Source organism: Comamonas sp. 4034, assembly GCF_050434545.1.
Taxonomy (GTDB): domain Bacteria; phylum Pseudomonadota; class Gammaproteobacteria; order Burkholderiales; family Burkholderiaceae_C; genus Comamonas; species Comamonas odontotermitis.
Map to the genome: position 1 here is coordinate 33489 of NZ_JBNDIT010000004.1, position 16153 is coordinate 49641.

15 protein-coding genes are annotated in these 16153 nt (G+C 64.0%); 6 read left to right on the top strand and 9 right to left on the bottom strand.

Features of this window, described 5'->3' with window-relative positions:
• Nucleotides 1–87: 87 nt before the first annotated feature.
• From ABIE32_RS05700 to ABIE32_RS05710, 3 genes are all read left to right on the top strand, one after another.
• Nucleotides 88–1284 carry a M20/M25/M40 family metallo-hydrolase gene (locus ABIE32_RS05700; RefSeq protein ID WP_429014654.1) on the top strand — a complete coding sequence of 399 codons (1197 nt, stop codon included), beginning with the start codon at nt 88–90 and terminating at the stop codon, nt 1282–1284.
• Nucleotides 1285–1386: 102 nt separating this feature from the next.
• A complete protein-coding gene (locus tag ABIE32_RS05705; RefSeq protein WP_429014655.1) occupies nt 1387–2382 on the top strand; it encodes an ABC transporter ATP-binding protein in 996 nt (331 codons plus the stop codon).
• A complete protein-coding gene (locus ABIE32_RS05710) occupies nt 2379–3764 on the top strand; it encodes a hypothetical protein (protein WP_429014657.1) in 1386 nt (461 codons plus the stop codon). The genes ABIE32_RS05705 and ABIE32_RS05710 overlap by 4 nt, the downstream gene beginning before the upstream one ends.
• Before the next feature lie 155 nt (nt 3765–3919).
• Here ABIE32_RS05710 and ABIE32_RS05715 read toward each other — a convergent pair whose 3' ends face one another.
• From ABIE32_RS05715 to ABIE32_RS05725, 3 genes are all read right to left on the bottom strand, one after another.
• Nucleotides 3920–4414: a DUF2721 domain-containing protein gene (locus ABIE32_RS05715; RefSeq protein ID WP_429014659.1), complete on the bottom strand. Its 495-nt coding sequence runs from the start codon at nt 4412–4414 to the stop codon at nt 3920–3922.
• 231 nt (nt 4415–4645) lie between these two features.
• On the bottom strand, nt 4646–4867 hold the full coding sequence (locus ABIE32_RS05720) for a SlyX family protein (RefSeq protein ID WP_429014661.1): 222 nt from the start codon (nt 4865–4867) through the stop codon (nt 4646–4648).
• A gap of 94 nt (nt 4868–4961) precedes the next feature.
• A complete protein-coding gene (locus ABIE32_RS05725; RefSeq protein ID WP_224149885.1) occupies nt 4962–6158 on the bottom strand; it encodes a PLP-dependent aminotransferase family protein in 1197 nt (398 codons plus the stop codon).
• Nucleotides 6159–6454: 296 nt separating this feature from the next.
• On the opposite strand from ABIE32_RS05725, the gene ABIE32_RS05730 reads away from it, so the two are divergent.
• Nucleotides 6455–7501, top strand: a complete 1047-nt coding sequence (locus tag ABIE32_RS05730) for a DUF4105 domain-containing protein (protein ID WP_429014663.1) — start codon at nt 6455–6457, stop codon at nt 7499–7501.
• Between the two features lie 61 nt (nt 7502–7562).
• Here ABIE32_RS05730 and ABIE32_RS05735 read toward each other — a convergent pair whose 3' ends face one another.
• The gene (locus tag ABIE32_RS05735) at nt 7563–9017 is read right to left on the bottom strand and encodes an amidase (protein ID WP_429014664.1); all 1455 of its coding nucleotides are present in this window, start codon (nt 9015–9017) and stop codon (nt 7563–7565) included.
• A 208-nt stretch (nt 9018–9225) separates the two neighbouring features.
• Here ABIE32_RS05735 and nth point away from each other — a divergent pair, with 208 nt between their 5' ends.
• Nucleotides 9226–9879, top strand: coding sequence for an endonuclease III (gene nth, locus ABIE32_RS05740; RefSeq protein WP_429014665.1), 654 nt, complete (start codon nt 9226–9228; stop codon nt 9877–9879).
• A gap of 66 nt (nt 9880–9945) precedes the next feature.
• Here nth and cobT read toward each other — a convergent pair whose 3' ends face one another.
• Nucleotides 9946–11037, bottom strand: coding sequence for a nicotinate-nucleotide--dimethylbenzimidazole phosphoribosyltransferase (gene cobT, locus ABIE32_RS05745; RefSeq protein ID WP_429014666.1), 1092 nt, complete (start codon nt 11035–11037; stop codon nt 9946–9948).
• Nucleotides 11038–11293: 256 nt separating this feature from the next.
• Nucleotides 11294–11704, bottom strand: coding sequence for a hypothetical protein (locus ABIE32_RS05750; protein WP_429014667.1), 411 nt, complete (start codon nt 11702–11704; stop codon nt 11294–11296).
• Between the two features lie 316 nt (nt 11705–12020).
• On the opposite strand from ABIE32_RS05750, the gene ABIE32_RS05755 reads away from it, so the two are divergent.
• A complete protein-coding gene (locus tag ABIE32_RS05755; protein ID WP_429014669.1) occupies nt 12021–13397 on the top strand; it encodes an Ig-like domain-containing protein in 1377 nt (458 codons plus the stop codon).
• Nucleotides 13398–13491: 94 nt separating this feature from the next.
• Here the strand turns inward: ABIE32_RS05755 and ABIE32_RS05760 are convergent, their stop codons facing one another.
• The 3 genes from ABIE32_RS05760 to ABIE32_RS05770 are packed head-to-tail and all read right to left on the bottom strand — an operon-like array spanning nt 13492 to nt 16152.
• On the bottom strand, nt 13492–14955 hold the full coding sequence (locus ABIE32_RS05760; protein ID WP_429014670.1) for a cobyric acid synthase: 1464 nt from the start codon (nt 14953–14955) through the stop codon (nt 13492–13494).
• Complete coding sequence (locus ABIE32_RS05765) at nt 14952–15359, bottom strand: DUF3037 domain-containing protein (protein ID WP_184708430.1); 408 nt, start codon at nt 15357–15359, stop codon at nt 14952–14954. Before ABIE32_RS05765 ends, ABIE32_RS05760 begins: the two co-directional genes overlap by 4 nt.
• Nucleotides 15346–16152 carry a HipA family kinase gene (locus ABIE32_RS05770; RefSeq protein ID WP_429014671.1) on the bottom strand — a complete coding sequence of 269 codons (807 nt, stop codon included), beginning with the start codon at nt 16150–16152 and terminating at the stop codon, nt 15346–15348. Before ABIE32_RS05770 ends, ABIE32_RS05765 begins: the two co-directional genes overlap by 14 nt.
• Nucleotide 16153: the final 1 nt, after the last annotated feature.

The window sequence follows — 16153 nt, forward strand, 5'->3', positions numbered from 1 at the left end:
CTTGAGGGGCAGCGCCAGGCTGAGCGCGAGAAGGATGCCGCCCTCCACTGCGGCATGCCCAGCGGCCCCTGCAACACACTGCATGCCATGGCCTTATCCACCGATTTCACGCCTCTATCACTGGCCGTGCTGCCCCGCCGCAAGCGCAGCCTGCTCAAGCGCCTGCTGAGGCTTTTCGTGATTGCCTTGGTACTGCTGGCAATTGCAGGCGCCGCCGCCTGGTGGCAGTTGACCTACCCCGGCGTCAAAGCCCGTACCCTGCCCGCAACGGCGCAATCGCTGCGTGGCTCTGGGGGCGCCTCGGCGGAACGCCTGCAAGCCCATGTCAGAGCGCTGAGCGAGAACTTTCCCGGCCGCAGCTTTGACCAGCCCGCACAGCTCGATCTGGCGTCCAACTACATCCACGCCCAATTGCAAGCCCTGGGCGCCGCGCCTTCTCGCCAGCCCGTACGGGTGGATGGACAAGCGCACTACCACAATATCGTTGTGCGCCTCGGCCCCAAAAAAGGCGAGGCAGGGGGCGATGCGCCGCTGCTGGTGATTGGCGCGCATTACGACGCAGTGCGCACCAACGGTGTCGCAGCAGACTCTGCCCCAGATGCCCACAGCCACACGCCCGGTGCAGACGACAATGCAAGCGGCGTAGCGGGGTTGCTGGAACTCGCTCGCCTGTTGGTCGCCCACCCACCCCGGCAACCTGTGGAGCTGGTGGCATACACCTTGGAAGAACCACCCCAGTTCCGCACTCCGCAAATGGGCAGCTACCAGCATGCAGCTGCATTGGCCAACGCCAGGCAGCCGCTGCGCATGATGCTGTCGCTGGAAATGATTGGCTACTTTGACGACCGACCTGCCAGCCAGCACTATCCGGTGCCTGGCATGACAGCCATCTACCCCAGCGCAGGCAATTTTCTGGCGCTGATCGGGCAGTTGAGCCACTTTGCAGCAACGCGCGAAACCTATGCCCAAATGCTGGGTGGCGCACAGATCGACGCCGCCGACACCGCGCCGCTGCCCGTGCGCGCACTCAGCGCGCCTGCGTCGCTGCGCGGCATCGATTACTCCGACCACCAGAATTATTGGCGCCTTGGCTACCCCGCACTGATGGTGACGGACACCTCGTTCATGCGCAACCCGCATTACCACCGCAGCACGGACACCTGGGACAAACTCGATTACCGCCGCATGGCACAGGCGGTGAACGCCGTGCTGGCCGTGGCCCTGGCCGAACCGGCAGACCCCGGCCAGGGCGTCGTGCCCCGGGCCGGTGATTTTTTACGCTAAATTGCATAGCTTGGGCAAAGCAGGCCCGCGCACAGGAACGGCATGGAGCGCACCACCTGCCATGCATTGGACAGCAATGGAATTTTCTGCAGAACAGGCACCATGATTGAGGTACAGAACCTGATCGTTGACTACCCCGGCCACCGGGCATTGCATGGCATCAGCCTGCAGATTGCCGCGGGGACGGTCACGGCGCTCGTCGGCCCCAACGGCGCGGGCAAATCCACCTTGTTACGCTGCATGGCCGGGCTGGAATCACCGCTCGCTGGCAGCGTGCATGTGGCTGAAGTGGATGTGCAGGAAAATCCGCGCCGCGCCCACCAGCACATGGGCTATCTGTCCGATTTCTTCGGCCTGTACGAGGCCTTGTCTGTTGCCCAATGCCTGCAGTACGCGGCAGAAAGCCAGGGACTGAGCCGCCAGGCCGCCGCCCAGCGCGTGCAGGCCGTGGCCCGCCAGTTGGCACTGACCGACAAGCTCGGCAATGCAGCGCGCAACCTCTCTCGCGGCCAGCGCCAGCGGGTGGCCATCGGTCAGGCCATCATCCACCAGCCGCAGGTGCTGCTGCTCGACGAGCCCGCCAGCGGGCTCGATCCGGAGGCGCGCAGCAGCCTCTCGGCCCTCTTTCGCCAGTTGCACGCCCAGGGCATGACCCTGGTGGTATCCAGCCATATCCTGAGCGAGCTGGACGAGTACTGCACGCACATCCTGTCGATCCGAGAGGGCCGCATCACCAGCCATGAGGCGCTGAATGCGGCCCCGCACACCAGCGGTACCGGTGCGCAGGCGGGCGAACTGGTGATGCAGGTCGAGCTGGCTGCACCATTGGCAAACAGCAGCACGGCCCTGAATGGCTACCGGCTCATGGACATGCGCGCCACTGGCGAGGCGAGCCATGCGCTCTGGATTGCCCTGCCCACCAACAGCGACGCCGCACGCGTGCAACTGCTGCAACAACTGGTCGCCCACGGAGCCCAGGTGCTGAGCTACCACCCGGCCCGAACCAGCCTGCAGGAACGCTACCAGCAGAGCCTGCAGATGGGTACCGCCCCCATCCCTGGTGCGCCTGTCGATCTTTTTGCCAAGGAGCCGGAATGAACCCGGAACTGCGCCGCCAGCTCTCGCTGGAGCTCACCTCGTCGCGCCTGGTGCTGATGCCCGCCATTCTGCTGCTGATGGCGGTCTGCGTCTTCATGATCGAGCAGCAGGAGCCGCTGCTCTACCTGCACCAGGGTGCGCTGGTCGTCATGGGCCTGCTCGCCGCCTGTGTAGGCACATTCACGGCCCTCTCCAGCATCAATGACGAGGTGAACGAACGCACCTGGGACCAGCAGCGCATGAGCGCCATGGGCCCCTGGCGCATGGCATGGGGCAAGTTACTGGGCGGCCCGAGCTACGCCTGGTACGGCGCCCTGCTGTGTGCGGCGGCAGCCTTTGCAAGCGGCGTGCTGCTGGGCCGCACCGGCCACACACTGCAGACCGTGCTGCTGTGTGTGCTGTGTGTGCTGGGTGTGGGTGCGCTGCACTGCGCACTGATGGCCAGTCGGCTGTATGGCATGGACCCGGCCAAACCTGCAGGCAGCCGCAGCACCTGGGGGCTGGTGATCATCGTGTTCATTCTGGTGCAGATGGTTGGCGGCCTGGTCGTCGGGCTCGACAGCCTGCTCGGCAATCGGGAAGCGGTGCGCTGGTGGGGCATGCCGGTGGCAGCCCCTCGGCTGGCGCTGTTTCTCGCGGCATTCGCCCTGCTGCTGGGCCTGCTGGCGCTGTGGCGCGCCATGGCCATGCAACTGTCGGTGCCCACCACGCCGTGGGCGTGGGCGCTGGGCAATGCGGCCGCCTGTGTGCTGCTGCTCGGCCTGGTACCAGACAACACGGCCCGGGTGCTCGGCGCCATCGCCTTGCTGGTGCTCGCCACCTACTATGCTGCGGCTCTGGAGAACCAGGTGGCCCAACGCTGGCGCAGCGTGCTCTACAACGCCCGCCATGGCCGGTGGCGGCGGGTCTTGCAAAGCCTGCCGCTATGGCCCGTGAGCTGGTGCATGGCTTTTGCGGTGCTGCTGCCCGCCTATATCCTGTGGAATGCAGACCCACTGGCGGCACGCGACCACCTCGGTCCCTTTGTGCTGATGGTATTGCTGCATGTGCTGCGCGACTGCGGCATCCATCTGTTCTTTGCGCTGCGCAACAGCTACCGCTCCCCGCTGGGCATGACGATGCTGGTATTGCTGGTACTGGGAGGCATCCTGCCCGCCATGCTCTGGTCCACCGGCCTAGCCCCGCTGTTCGAGCCCTTGTTTGGGGCCTTGGCCGCTCCGCTGCGCCACACCATGACCAATGCCCCCGCCCTGGGCTGGCTGGCCTGGATCGGCATGCTGGTGCAGTTGGTAGCCGTGGCTGCGGCCATCCTGTGGCGCTTTCGACAGCTCGCCCCCACAGCGCAGGGCACGCAGTGGCCGCTACAGGCAACCGGCCGTTGAGCGCCAGGAGTCACCATGGCGCAGGCAAGGCCTGCGCCTGGCCTCCGTCCAGTCCGGCACATCAGGTTTTTTCGCAAAGCAGGCTCGGTGCCCACCTTGCAATGGCCTGAAGCTGCGTATCTGCCAGCAAATACCCTAATGCATCACCCAATGCATCAGAACGCCGAAGATCGGCCCTCTTCGGCCTTAGCTGCCTGCCGCAACGGATGAAAGTTCAGCAGCCGGGTTGCCATCATGGTCTCGATCATGAAGCAGCACAGCGCCGACACGAAGCTCACCACCCCGAGGCCAAAGCTGATCATCGCCGCCATCGACCAGGCCCGCGCATCGATTTCCGCCGCCGCCGTCTGGCCGATGAACAGCAGGATGATGGTCAGCGCAATCAGCGCGCCACACCCCGTAAGCAACCCGATGCAGACATTGGCCAGGCGCCCGCGCCGGCGCAGGAAACCCAACTCCAGCATGGAGCGCTGGATGTAATCCGCATCCTTGGAGGCGCTCATGCGGTCTTCGAGCACACGGCCACGGTCGATGATGCGCGCCAGCCGCCCGGCCACCGCACCGATCATTCCGGCCACGCCGGTCAAAAAGAAAACAGGAGCCACAGCAAGCTGGATGCTGTGGGTGATATTGCTGACGTCGAGGGCCATGGTTGCGATAAAAACTCAGGGAAAACCAGTATTGCCAAACAATTTTAAAGATCAAGGCAATACCTGTCTCAGCTATCGCAAGAAACGGGCCAAATAGAGGGCACTAAAGTGGTGCCTAAGCGACGCCCTTTGGACTCACTGGGAGAAATGGCGTCTGAATCTCATCCAGCATGCGCTATTAGCTACAAATTAAATAGCACAGTGCAGTGGCTCCTGGCAAAGTGGGAGGCCTCAATAGTGCGGCGGCAGCTCATCCCGCAGATTGCGTACGCTGGCGCCACCGCCCTGCTCGGGCAGGCGCTGCTGCACATCCAGCAGCATTTGCTGCAGGCGGTCAATCTGTTGCTGCTGCTTGTAGATCGTCAGGTTCAGATCTTCCAGCAGGTCTTCGGCGTAGGCCGATTTGATCTCCAGCGCTTCAACGCGGGCCTGGAGCTGTTCGGTAGTGGTCATGGCAAATCCTGCAAGTGCAAGTGCGTTCCGGAACGATAACGCCGGTGTGTGAAACCTCACACACCGGCGTCAGGAACGAAACGTGTTTATAAAATCAGAACGCCTTGGCCAGACGTGCCATGCCTTCTTCGATCTTGGGGATATCAGCCGTGGCAAAGGACAGGCGCAGGGTGGAAGGGTCGGGGTTCTGCGCAAAGAACGGCGTGCCGGGCACAAAGGCCACACCTTGCTCGATGGCCCGCTTGGCCAGAGCGTTGCCGTCCTTCTCCTGACCGTTGGCTCCGGTCAGTTGCACCCAGATGAACATGCCGCCTTGCGGCTGCACAAAGCGCACCGCATCTCCCAGGTGGCTGCGCAGCGCATCGCCCATGGCCTTGCTGCGTGCCGCGTAGGTTGTACGCACACGTGCCAGCGTGGCTGGCATGCGGCCCGCCTTGAGGTACTGCGCAGCGGTGGCCTGCGTGAAGGTACTGGTATGCGCATCGCTGAACTGCTTGCACATCACACATTTGGCCAGCAGCTCGGCCGGTGCGATCAGCCAGCCCAGGCGCAGGCCAGGGCTGAGCACCTTGCTCATGCTGCCGCAGTGGGCGAGATACTCGCGGCTGCCCGGCACGGTGTGGGAGAGCGCCAGCATGCTGGGGGGCGGGGGAGCGTCGAAGTACAGGTCACCATAGGGATCGTCTTCCACCACCAGGGTCTGGTGGCGCACGGCCATCTCCAGCACCTGCTTGCGGCGCTCCAGGCTCAGCAATGCACCGCTGGGGTTGCCAAAGGTGGGCACCAGGTACACCAGCTTGGGTTTGTGCTGGGCGATCAGCCGGTCCAGCTCTTCTGTGATCACGCCATGCTCGTCGATCGGTGCGCTGATGACTTCAGCCCCGTAGAGCCGGAAACACTGGATCGTGGCGAGAAAGGTCGGCCCTTCAACAATCACCTTGTCGCCGGGCGAGATCATGGTCTTGCCCAGCAGATCCAGCGCCTGCTGGCTTCCGGTGGTGGTGATCAGCTGCTCGGGCGCAAGATTCTGCACGCCCTTGCCAGCCATGAAGCTGGCAATCTGCTCGCGAAAAGGCTGGTAGCCCTCGGTGGCGCCGTACTGCAAGGCCGCGCCCGGCTCTTCCTTCAGGGCAGCATTCGCCGCCTGCTGCACACCATCCACATCGAACATGGCGGCATCTGGAAAGCCCCCGGCAAAGCTGATGATGCCGGGTTTGCCCAGCAGCTTGAACAGTTCACGGATGGCGGACGTCTCGACATTGTCGAGGCGAGAGGCGAAACGCAGTGTCATGGAGCTTTCTCTCAAAGATCAAAAACAGGACGGTCCGGCACCTGAGCCGGTGGCCAGCGCCGCAAATTCAGAGGTACGCGGCATGGCAACTCTGCCATTTTGCAGCTTTTTGCCGCCCACAGGCGTCGCTCTGGCATCGGCCGACAACCAGCTCAGTGCCGGCGCGCCCCTGCGGGTGGCAGTTTTGAACAGGTTCTTGGGTTTTGCATACCCGCGCATCGTCTATGCTTGCAGCCAGACAAAATCTGCGGACGGGCGCTCCCGTTCTGCAGCCACAAAGCCTACGCCCCCTGGGCATGAATGACATGCGGATTGCCGGTTTCTTTTTTGCCATTGCCAAGCTGATCGCCTCGCTGCTGATGCTGGCCGGTGTGGTCTGGGCCTGCGGGGCTCTGTGGTTTCAATTGGCGCAAACAGTCAAATCTGGCTCGGCGCGGGGCCTGATTCTGGGCATCTGGGTCGGCTTTGGCCTCTACAGCATCTATCTTTTGTGGCAGCAGCGCGTGCCCAAGGGCCTGCTGATCTACGGCGTGCTGCTGGGCGCCATTCTCGTGTGGTGGAGCACCATCCACCCCTCGAACACGCGCCGTTGGGCGCCCGATGTGGCCCAACAGCTATCCGGCAGCATCAGCGGCGACATCGCCACGCTGCACAATGTCCGCAATTTTGACTGGCAGACCGCCACCCGCGCCACCCCGCGCTGGGAAGACCGCAGCTATGACCTGAACCAGCTGGTATCGGTGGACATGGCCACCTCGTACTGGATGGGACCGGCCATTGCGCATACCCTGGTGTCGTTTGGCTTTGACGATGGCAAGGGCCCGCGCAGGTACCTGACGTTCTCGGTCGAAATTCGCAAGGAGGCGGGCGAGTCCTTCTCGGCCATTGGCGGCTTCTTCAAGCAGTTCGAGCTGAGCCTGGTTGCCGCCGAAGAGCGCGACATTCTGCGCGTGCGCAGCAACCTGCGCGGCGAAGAGGTCTACCTCTACAGCATTCAGATGCCGCGCGCCGCCATGCGCTCGCTGTTTGCCGCCTATGTCGACAAGGCCAACGCCCTGGTGGAGACGCCTGCGTTCTACCACACGGTATTTGCCAATTGCACCACCATCGTGTTCGACATGGTGCGCAGCATCGTTCCCGGCCTGCCGCTCGATTGGCGCCTGCTGGCCAGCGGCTATCTGCCGCAGTATGTGGACAGCCTGGGCGCGCTGGCCCGCCCCCATGATTTCGAGGCGCTGCGCAGCGCAGCGCATATCAATGACCGCGCCAGGGCAACGCTGCCCGGCGAGGATTTTTCAGCAGCCATCCGCAAAGGCGTGCCGCAGGCGCCCGCCCTGCCCTGATCCGCTGCACAAATCTTGATGCGAATCAAGAATCAAGCGCTTGTCCGGCCATACAGCCGCGTCAGGCGCCTTGCAGCAGCGGGCTGCGCAACTGGCTGTAGCCGCTGGCCTGGTCATAGGCGTGGCCGAGCTGCAGCACCGGCCAATCTGCCCGCAGGCCGCCCACGATCTGGATACCTGCCGGCAATCCCTGGGCGCTGATGCCGGCAGGCACGGCAAGCGCGGGCAGGCCCGCCATGGTGGCGGCAATCACCACTTCCATCCAGCGGTGGTAGGTGTCCATCTCGCGCTCGCCCACCATGTGCGGCCAGTCCAGCTCCACCGCGAATGGGTAGACCTGGGTGCCGGGCATCGCCAGATAGTCAAAGCGCTGCAGAAGGCCGTGCAGCTGGAGGTACCAGCTGCTGCGCACCTTGGCAGCCTCGTAGATGCGCATGCCTGACAGGCGCATTCCACGCTCGATCTCCCACACCGCTTCGGGCTTGAGCAGGCTGCGCTTGGCCGGATCGGTGTAGAGCGCCAGATTGGCACCCGCCACCTGCAGGCTGCGCACATCCAGCCAGGCCTCCCACAATTGCTCCAGATCAAAGTCGAGCACGGCAGGCTCCACCACCGCCCCCAGGCTGCGAAAGTGCTCCAGCGCCGCCTCCTGCTGCGCCAGCAGGCCGGGCTCCATGGCCAGATGGCCGCCCCAGTCGCCCAGCCACCCGATGCGCGCGCCCTGAAAATCGCGCTGCAGGCCGTCCACCGCAAAGGCACCGGTGGGCCACTCGCGCGCCAGCGGGGTGCGGGTGTCGGCGCCAGCCATCACCTGCATCTGCAGGGCCAGGTCGGGCACATTGCGGGCCATGGGGCCGTTGGTGCTGTACTGCTGCAGGAACAGTTCCTCAGCCGGGCCATAGGGCACGGCCCCCAGCGATGGCCGAAAACCAAACACGTTGTTGAAGGCCGCTGGCGTGCGCAACGAGCCCATCATGTCCGAGCCATCGGCAAACGGCAGCATATGCAAGGCGGTGGCAACTGCCGCGCCGCCCGAGCTGCCTCCGGCCGAGCGCGTGGGCGCCCAGGCGTTGCGTGTGGCGCCGTACACCGGGTTGTAGGTATGGCCGCCGAGCCCGAATTCGGGTGAATTGGTGCGGCCGACAAACACCGCACCGCTGGCGCGCATGCGCTCGAAGTGAATGGCATCGGCCTCGGACACCTGGCCTGCAAACAGTGGTGAGCCTCGCGTTGTCACCATGCCCTGCACCGGCAGAATGTCCTTGGGGGCCTGCGGAATGCCATGCAGCAGCCCGCGCGAGCGGCCCTGCGCCAATTCCAGATCCAGCCGCTGCGCCTGGGTCAACAGGGTTTCGCGGTCCTGCAGGGCCACAATGGCATTGACCTGCGGGTTGAGCGCATCGATCTGCGCCAAGTAGGCATGGAGCACATCCACGCAGGAGACTTGGCGCGCCTGGATGGCGGCAGACAGCGCAACACCCGATAGTTCGGTGATCTGGGCGGGTAGGTTGGGCATGGCGGCTCCTTGATGGCTTGGCACCCATACTAACCAGCGCGCGCAAATCCCCGGCAAGTCGGCTGTCGCCTCCGTGCATGGCGATAATCGCGGTCAAACCCATCAAAAACGGATGCAGATCAGGCGCAGGCCAGAGGCTTTATTGTCAGAGGCTCCCCTGGGCACCTCGGCTTTGCGCCAGCACATGCATCAAAACAAGTTGTCCCCCATGAAAACCGCCGATATCGAACCGTTTTTCGCCACGCTGAAAGCCGCCAACCCTTCGCCGCAGACCGAGCTGGAATACACCTCGGTGTTCGAGCTGCTCACCGCCGTGCTGCTGTCAGCCCAGGCCACCGATGTGGGCGTGAACAAGGCCACGCGCAAGCTCTTTCCGGTTGCCAACACACCGCAGGCCATTCTGGACCTGGGCCTCGACGGCCTGGAGAGCCATATCAAGACCATCGGCCTGTACCGCAGCAAGGCCAAGCACCTGATGGAAACCTGCCGCATGCTGGTGCAGCTCCATGGCGGCAAGGTTCCCGACAACCGCGAAGCGCTGGAGGCCCTGCCAGGCGTGGGCCGCAAGACGGCCAATGTGGTGTTGAATGTGGCATTTGGCCAGCCCACCATGGCGGTCGATACGCACATCTTCCGCGTCGGCAACCGCACGGGTCTGGCACCTGGCAAGAACCCGCTGGAAGTGGAAAAGCAGCTGATGAAGCGCGTACCCGACGAATACGCCGTCGATTCGCACCACTGGCTGATTCTGCTGGGCCGCTATGTGTGCCAGGCGCGCAAACCGCGCTGCTGGGAATGCGTGGTGGCGCCCTACTGCGATTTCACGCCAAAGACGCCTGCGCCAGCTTCGGGCAAGCGCTGAGCAGAAAACGCTACCAAAATAATAGCGAATTGCGCTTTCCCATTGGGCGCGAGCAGCCTCTTTTGATCAACTCTGCTGGCTGACCCCGGCAGATGCAAAGCTCGCCATCTCGCACGGGATGGCGCAGGCCGACTGCAACAGCGGCCAGACCAGTGCAGCGCCCGAGCCTTCGCCCAGCCGCAGCTGCCAATCGAGCAGCGGCTGCGCCTGCAGATGGGCCAGCATGCGCGTGTGGCCCGGCTCACCCGAGCGGTGGGCGTAGACGCAGCGCTCCAGCACGGCAGGCTGCAGGCGGCTGGCCACCAGCACGGCCGCCGTGGTGATGAAGCCATCGACCACGATCACGCGGCGCTCCACGGCAGCCTGCAGCACGGCACCCACCATGGTGGCGATCTCCAGCCCGCCCATCGCGCACAGTACATCCAGCGGCTCCTGCGCGCCAGCATGCAGGTCCAGCACCTGGCGCAGCACTTCCACCTTGCGCGCAAGGCCTGCCGCATCGAGCCCGGTGCCGACGCCAGTCACCGCCTCGATCGGTTCATTGCACAAACGCGCCAGCAGCAGCGAAGCGCTGGAGGTGTTGCCAATCCCCATCTCACCCAGCAGCAGTGCATTGCCCGGCAATTGCTGCACCAGCACCATGCCATTGCGCAGGGCCATCGCGCATTGCTCTGCCGTCATCGCCGGGCCCGCGCTGCAATCGGCGGAACCGTAGGCAATCTTGCGGCGCCACAAACGGGGCTCGCCAGGCACGGGCAGCTTGTGCGCCGGGTCCTGCTCGCGCGCGGCAAAATCCCTGGCCACGCCGCAATCCACCACATTCAGTGCAATGCCGTTGTGCCGCGCCAGCACGCTGACGGCAGCGCCTCCTGCCAGAAAGTTCTCGACCATCTGCCAGGTCACATCGACCGGATATGCCGACACCCCCCGCGCAGCCAGGCCATGGTCGGCCGCAAATACCAGCATCTGCGGCGCCTGCAGCACAGGCCGCTCGTCTCCCAGAATGCAGGCGATGCGCAGCGCAAGCTGCTCCAACTGGCCCAGAGAGCCCACCGGCTTGGTCTTCTGATCGAGCAAATGCTGAACCCGGCCTTGCAGGCCAGCGTTGTGAAGCGAGGAAACGGAAGGGATGGATGCGATCGTGCGGATATCAGACATGGTGCGAAATGCTGGGGACAGGCTTGGGGCACAGCGGCGCAAGCCATCCAAGCCAGAGGCGCATAGTATCGCGCGACCGCCAACACGTTGCAGGGCCTCTGGTTCATACCAAAAGAAAACGCTCCGACCGGTTGCCCGGCCAGAGCGCAAATTCGGATGGGTGCACTGGCGTGTTACACACCCGTCCGAGAGAGCTAAGGCGTGATTGGATGCGTGCAGACGCACCTACGCGCTGCCTCAGAACGTGTTTACGATCTCAGGGCTTGGCCGGAACGGTGTAGGTGTATTCGCGCAGAATACCGCCGCCCTGCACGGAGCCGCTGTCCTGGCCGTTGGTCACTCGGTCCACGCAGGCACGCCTGTCTTCTTCGACCCGAAACACGCCGCAGCGGGCCACGGCGTTGCCGGCGTACTGGTCACTGCTGCGGTCGGTCAGTTGTCCCTGTCGGCCGGCCTGAAGGGCTGCGGCGGCCTCTCGGGCACTGGAGTTGCCATCGGCCACGTTGCGATCCGCGCGTTGATGGGCTTTGCCGCCCTTGTGCGGATGCTGGGCGTGTTTGGTGGGGGCCTTCTCGGGCGCGGCTGGCTGTGCAGACGCAAAACCGGTCACACCCAAGGCAACCGCGGCAATGGCAATTTGCAAGGATTGGCGGACAACATTTTTCATGGTGATCTTCCTTCTGTCTGGTAATGGGCAATTGCAACCCACAGCATGCGTGTGATCCCTGGCTGTCGTTATCGGCCCAGCCCGCCAGACCATGCAGTCCATGGCCTACAGACCGCCATGACGAACATGTTGCTCATGCGCTCCCTCTTTTCAACGTGTTCCACCCAGACGCCCAGCCCCGCCCAGGCCACGGTGTTCACACATACCTAGTTTTGTTGTGATTTTTAAACACAGCCGAAACCAAAATATTTGTTGTTAATTAAATTTCATTTATTAATTAATAATATAAATAAATTCTTTACAACAGAGGACAGGGATGAGAACCACAAGAGGAACATTGGGGCTGTGCGCAGCCTTGCTGGTATGCATTGCGGCGCGCGCGGAAACGCCGGTGGCGGCCAATTCACAGTATTTCACCGGCTGGAAAATGGCCAAGTTTGTGACGGCGGTTCCCACGCCCACAGCAGGCGTGCCGATCAATGCAACGATCGGCGGGACTCCGTTCACGATCAACACCGTGGGCACACCGCCCACCACCTGGGCGACCTGGGGCAGCGGACAAAGCAACGCGCTCATGAGTTCTACCGATCTGCCGGCCAATATCGGGCTTCCGACGGACCCGGGCAATGTGTGGGAAGTGGGCGCGGGCGAGGTCTCGATGAAGTTCCAGGCGCCGATGGTGGTGGGAACGACCCTGTTCAGCCATGATTTCGACTCAACCGATGCCATGGAGTACCGCTTCTACCGCTGCGACGGCACGCAGGTGGATGCAAGCCTGGTCGAATACCTGCAGATCGCCACGGCCAACAACCCGGTGCAGACGCCTCCGGTGGCCAATGCCACCGATTCCTTCTGGAAACTGGCAAGCCCCACCACCGGTGCGCTCAATGGCACCACGGTGGGCCTGGTGGTGAAAGCTGCAGATGTCTGCGAAATCCGGGCCAAGGAACTGGGACTGCCAAGGCATTCCACCATTGACATGATGCTGGGCATTCCGCCCACCCCCAACCCGGTTGCCGACACCAGCAATACCTTGCAGGGCCAGCCCGTCACCATTGATGTGCGTGCCAATGACTCCACCTCTTCGCCACCGGCAACCCTCGCGCCGCCCACCATTGCGCAGCCGCCTGCGAATGGCACGGTTACTGTCGATGGCTCCGGCAATGTCGTCTATACCCCCGGTGCAGGTTTTTCGGGCACCGATACATTCACCTACCAGGTGTGCGTGCAGACGGCCCCCACCCAGTGCAAAACGGCTACGGTGAGCGTGAACGTGCTGGGAGCAACCGCCACGGCAGACTCTGCCGCCACCAAGGTGGATACGCCAGTGACCGTCAGCATTCTGGCCAACGACGCTTCTTCCGATCCTGCCAATGCCCCGCTGGCTGGGCCCGCCACAGCGGTTTCTGCCCCCGCGCATGGCACCGTCGTCTACAACGCCGATGGCACTGCCACGTATACCCCTGCGGCAGGGTTTACGGGCACCGATACCTTCCAGTACCAGATCTGCACCGCGCAAGGTACTTACCCTGCACCGGCGTGCGCGACGGCACAGGTAACGGTGGTCGTAGCTCCCACCGTGACACCGCCAGTGCCCGGTGCGACCTCATCCGTTCCGGTGGACAGCCCCTGGGCACTCTTGCTGGCATCGATGGGCCTGATGGCTCTGGCCGTGCGCCGGACCAAACGCTGATCTGACACGATCCGCATCGCCCCGTAACGGTAAAAGCGCCAGCGCATGATGAATGTGCTGGCGCTTTTCATTAGGTCAGACAGAAGGGCAGGTTTTACCGGAGCGCGAGAGCCTCCGCTTCAAACCACTCGCCAACGCCCTGCGCCAGCCGATCGAAAACCTGCTCCAGGCTGGGCGCGTCATGGCCGAACAGGGCATGAATGACCTCCCCGTTCTCGAACAAGCCATGCAGATAGGTGCCCAGCACCGCTGGGTTTCCACCCTGCCACAACAGGCCCGGCAGCAGCTCGTGTGCGGGATAGCTGGTGCCCGCCTGCATGTCGGCTCGCAGTTGGGTCTGTCCATGGTGGATTTCATAACCGCGCACCTGCACGCCGCCCAAAGCCTGCCACGGCGCCTGCAAGGCAGGCAACGCGAACGCAGTGGGCTGCACCGTCTTGTCCTGCGCAAACAGGGTGGCCAGCGGCAGCAGGCCCAGACCGGCTGCGTTGCCATCGACGCCATGCAGATCGATCAACGCCTCGCCCAGCATCTGCAGGCCTCCGCAAATGCCCAGCACCCGCTTGCCTGCCTGGGCGTGCGCCGTCACGGCGGCATCCAGCCCCTGCGAGCGCATCCAGGTCAGATCGGCGGCCGTGGCCTTGCTGCCCGGCAGGATGATCCAATCGGCACCCGCCAGCTGCGAGGGCGAGCGGGCCCAGACCACCCGCACGCCCGGCACCTGCAACAGCGGCTGAAATTCATCCAGATTGCTGATGCGCGGATAGGCAATGATGGCGATGGTGGTGTGCACCGCCTGCCCCGCGCCGGCGCTGCCACGGTCGTCAAACACGCCGTCTTCTTCCGGCAGGCCGTGCGCAAACTGCATGGGGATGCAGGCCACGGTAGGCACGCCGGTTCTCTCTTCCAGCATCTGCGGCGCGGGCGCGAGCAGGCTGGCATCGCCCCGGAACTTGTTGAGCACAAAGCCTTTGATGAGCGCCTGCTCCTCGGGAGGCAAGAGGGCCCAGGTGCCATAGAGGTGCGCAAACGCGCCGCCCCGGTCGATGTCGGCCACCAGCAGGCAGTGCGCGTCGCAGTGCCGCGCCACGCGCATGTTGACCACGTCGCTCGCGTGCAGGTTGATCTCGGCGGGCGAGCCCGCCCCTTCGATCACCACCACATCGTTTTCGGCGCGCAACTCATCCAGCGCCTGGGCGATCTGCGGCCAGACCCGGGCACTGCGGCCGCGCCAAGGCATGGCCGTCAGCTCGTCATTCACCTGGCCGAATAGCACGACCTGGCTTTTGGTATCGGCCTCGGGCTTGAGCAGCAGCGGGTTCATGCGCACATCGGGTACGGCGCCTGCGGCCAGCGCCTGCAGGTACTGCGCGGTACCAATCTCGCCCCACTGGCCATCAGGCGTGGCCACCACGCGCGCGTTGTTGCTCATGTTCTGCGCCTTGAAGGGCGCCACCTTGTAGCCTTGCGCCCGGTACCAGGCACACAGCGCCGTGGCCACCCAGCTCTTGCCTGCACCGCTGCTGGTGCCGAGCACCATCACACACCGGGCGGTCATGCGTGCACCTTGGGTTGCAGGGGCAACACCATGCGCTGCAGGATGCGCTCCAGCGCATGGTCGCCATGCAGGCACAGGCCCGTGTGCACAGCCGAGGTCTGGATGATGCTGCTGCGCTTGGCAGTAAGCCAGTGAAAACGCGCGCGGAACGGCAATTGCGCAATCGGCCCGCCTTCAGGCCGGCCCTCGCAGATGGCGATGATGCTGCCCAGGTGCCGGTACACCATCTCCAGATCGGCCTGCGGGTCCAGCGCCAGCAGCCGCGCCTCATCCAGCGCCATGGCAGCCTGCAGGTAACCGCTGCGCTGGCAGGAGACGATCACCCCGGCGTTGATGAATTCCTCGCGCTCCACCCGGGGTACCACGCGCACGACAGCGTAGTCATATACATCATGCGCGTGCATCGATGGCTCCTTGCAACCAGCGGCCACGGTCCTGCAGACGGGCCAAAAAGTAATTCACATAGGCGGCGCGGTGGGCCTGCGGATCGGCCAGCGCATCGCTGTGGCGGTCTTGCGCCGCCTGGTTCAGAAAGCAGTCGGGCACGGCCGCCACAATGGCTTCCAGCACCGGGGCAGTCAACTGCCCTGCCATCGCCGCGTCCACCTGTGCGAGCTGCGAGGCTTGCGGCAGCAGCACATGGTCCGCAATCGGGGCATAGGGCTTGCCAGGGTCAGCGACCACCCCTTCCCAGGCGTGGTGAAAGGTGAGCGTAGCCCCATGGTCGATCAGCCAGGGGCGGCGCTGCCACATCAGCAGATTGGTGTTGCGCGCCGTGCGGTCAACGTTGCTGACCAGGGTGTCGAACCACACCAGGCGCGATGCAAAGCCGCTGTCCACCACATCGACTGCGGGGTCGAAATTCACCGACCCGGGCAGGTAATCCAGCCCCACGTTCAGGCCGTCACTGGCACGTATCAGGTCCTGAATTTCAGGATCGGGTTCTGTCTGCGCCAGCTTGGCATCCAGCCGGGCCAGCACGATCTCGGGAATGGGCAAGCCAAGCGCCCGGGCAATGCCGCCCGAAATCAGCTCGGCCATCAGGGCGCGCACGCCCTGCCCCGCGCCGCGGAACTTGAGCACGTACAGGCCCAGATCGTCCGCCTCGACCACGGCAGGCATCGAGCCGCCTTCGCGCAAGGGGGTGACATAACGCTCCACCACAACGGAGCGCAGGGAAGGAATTGGTGAGTCCATG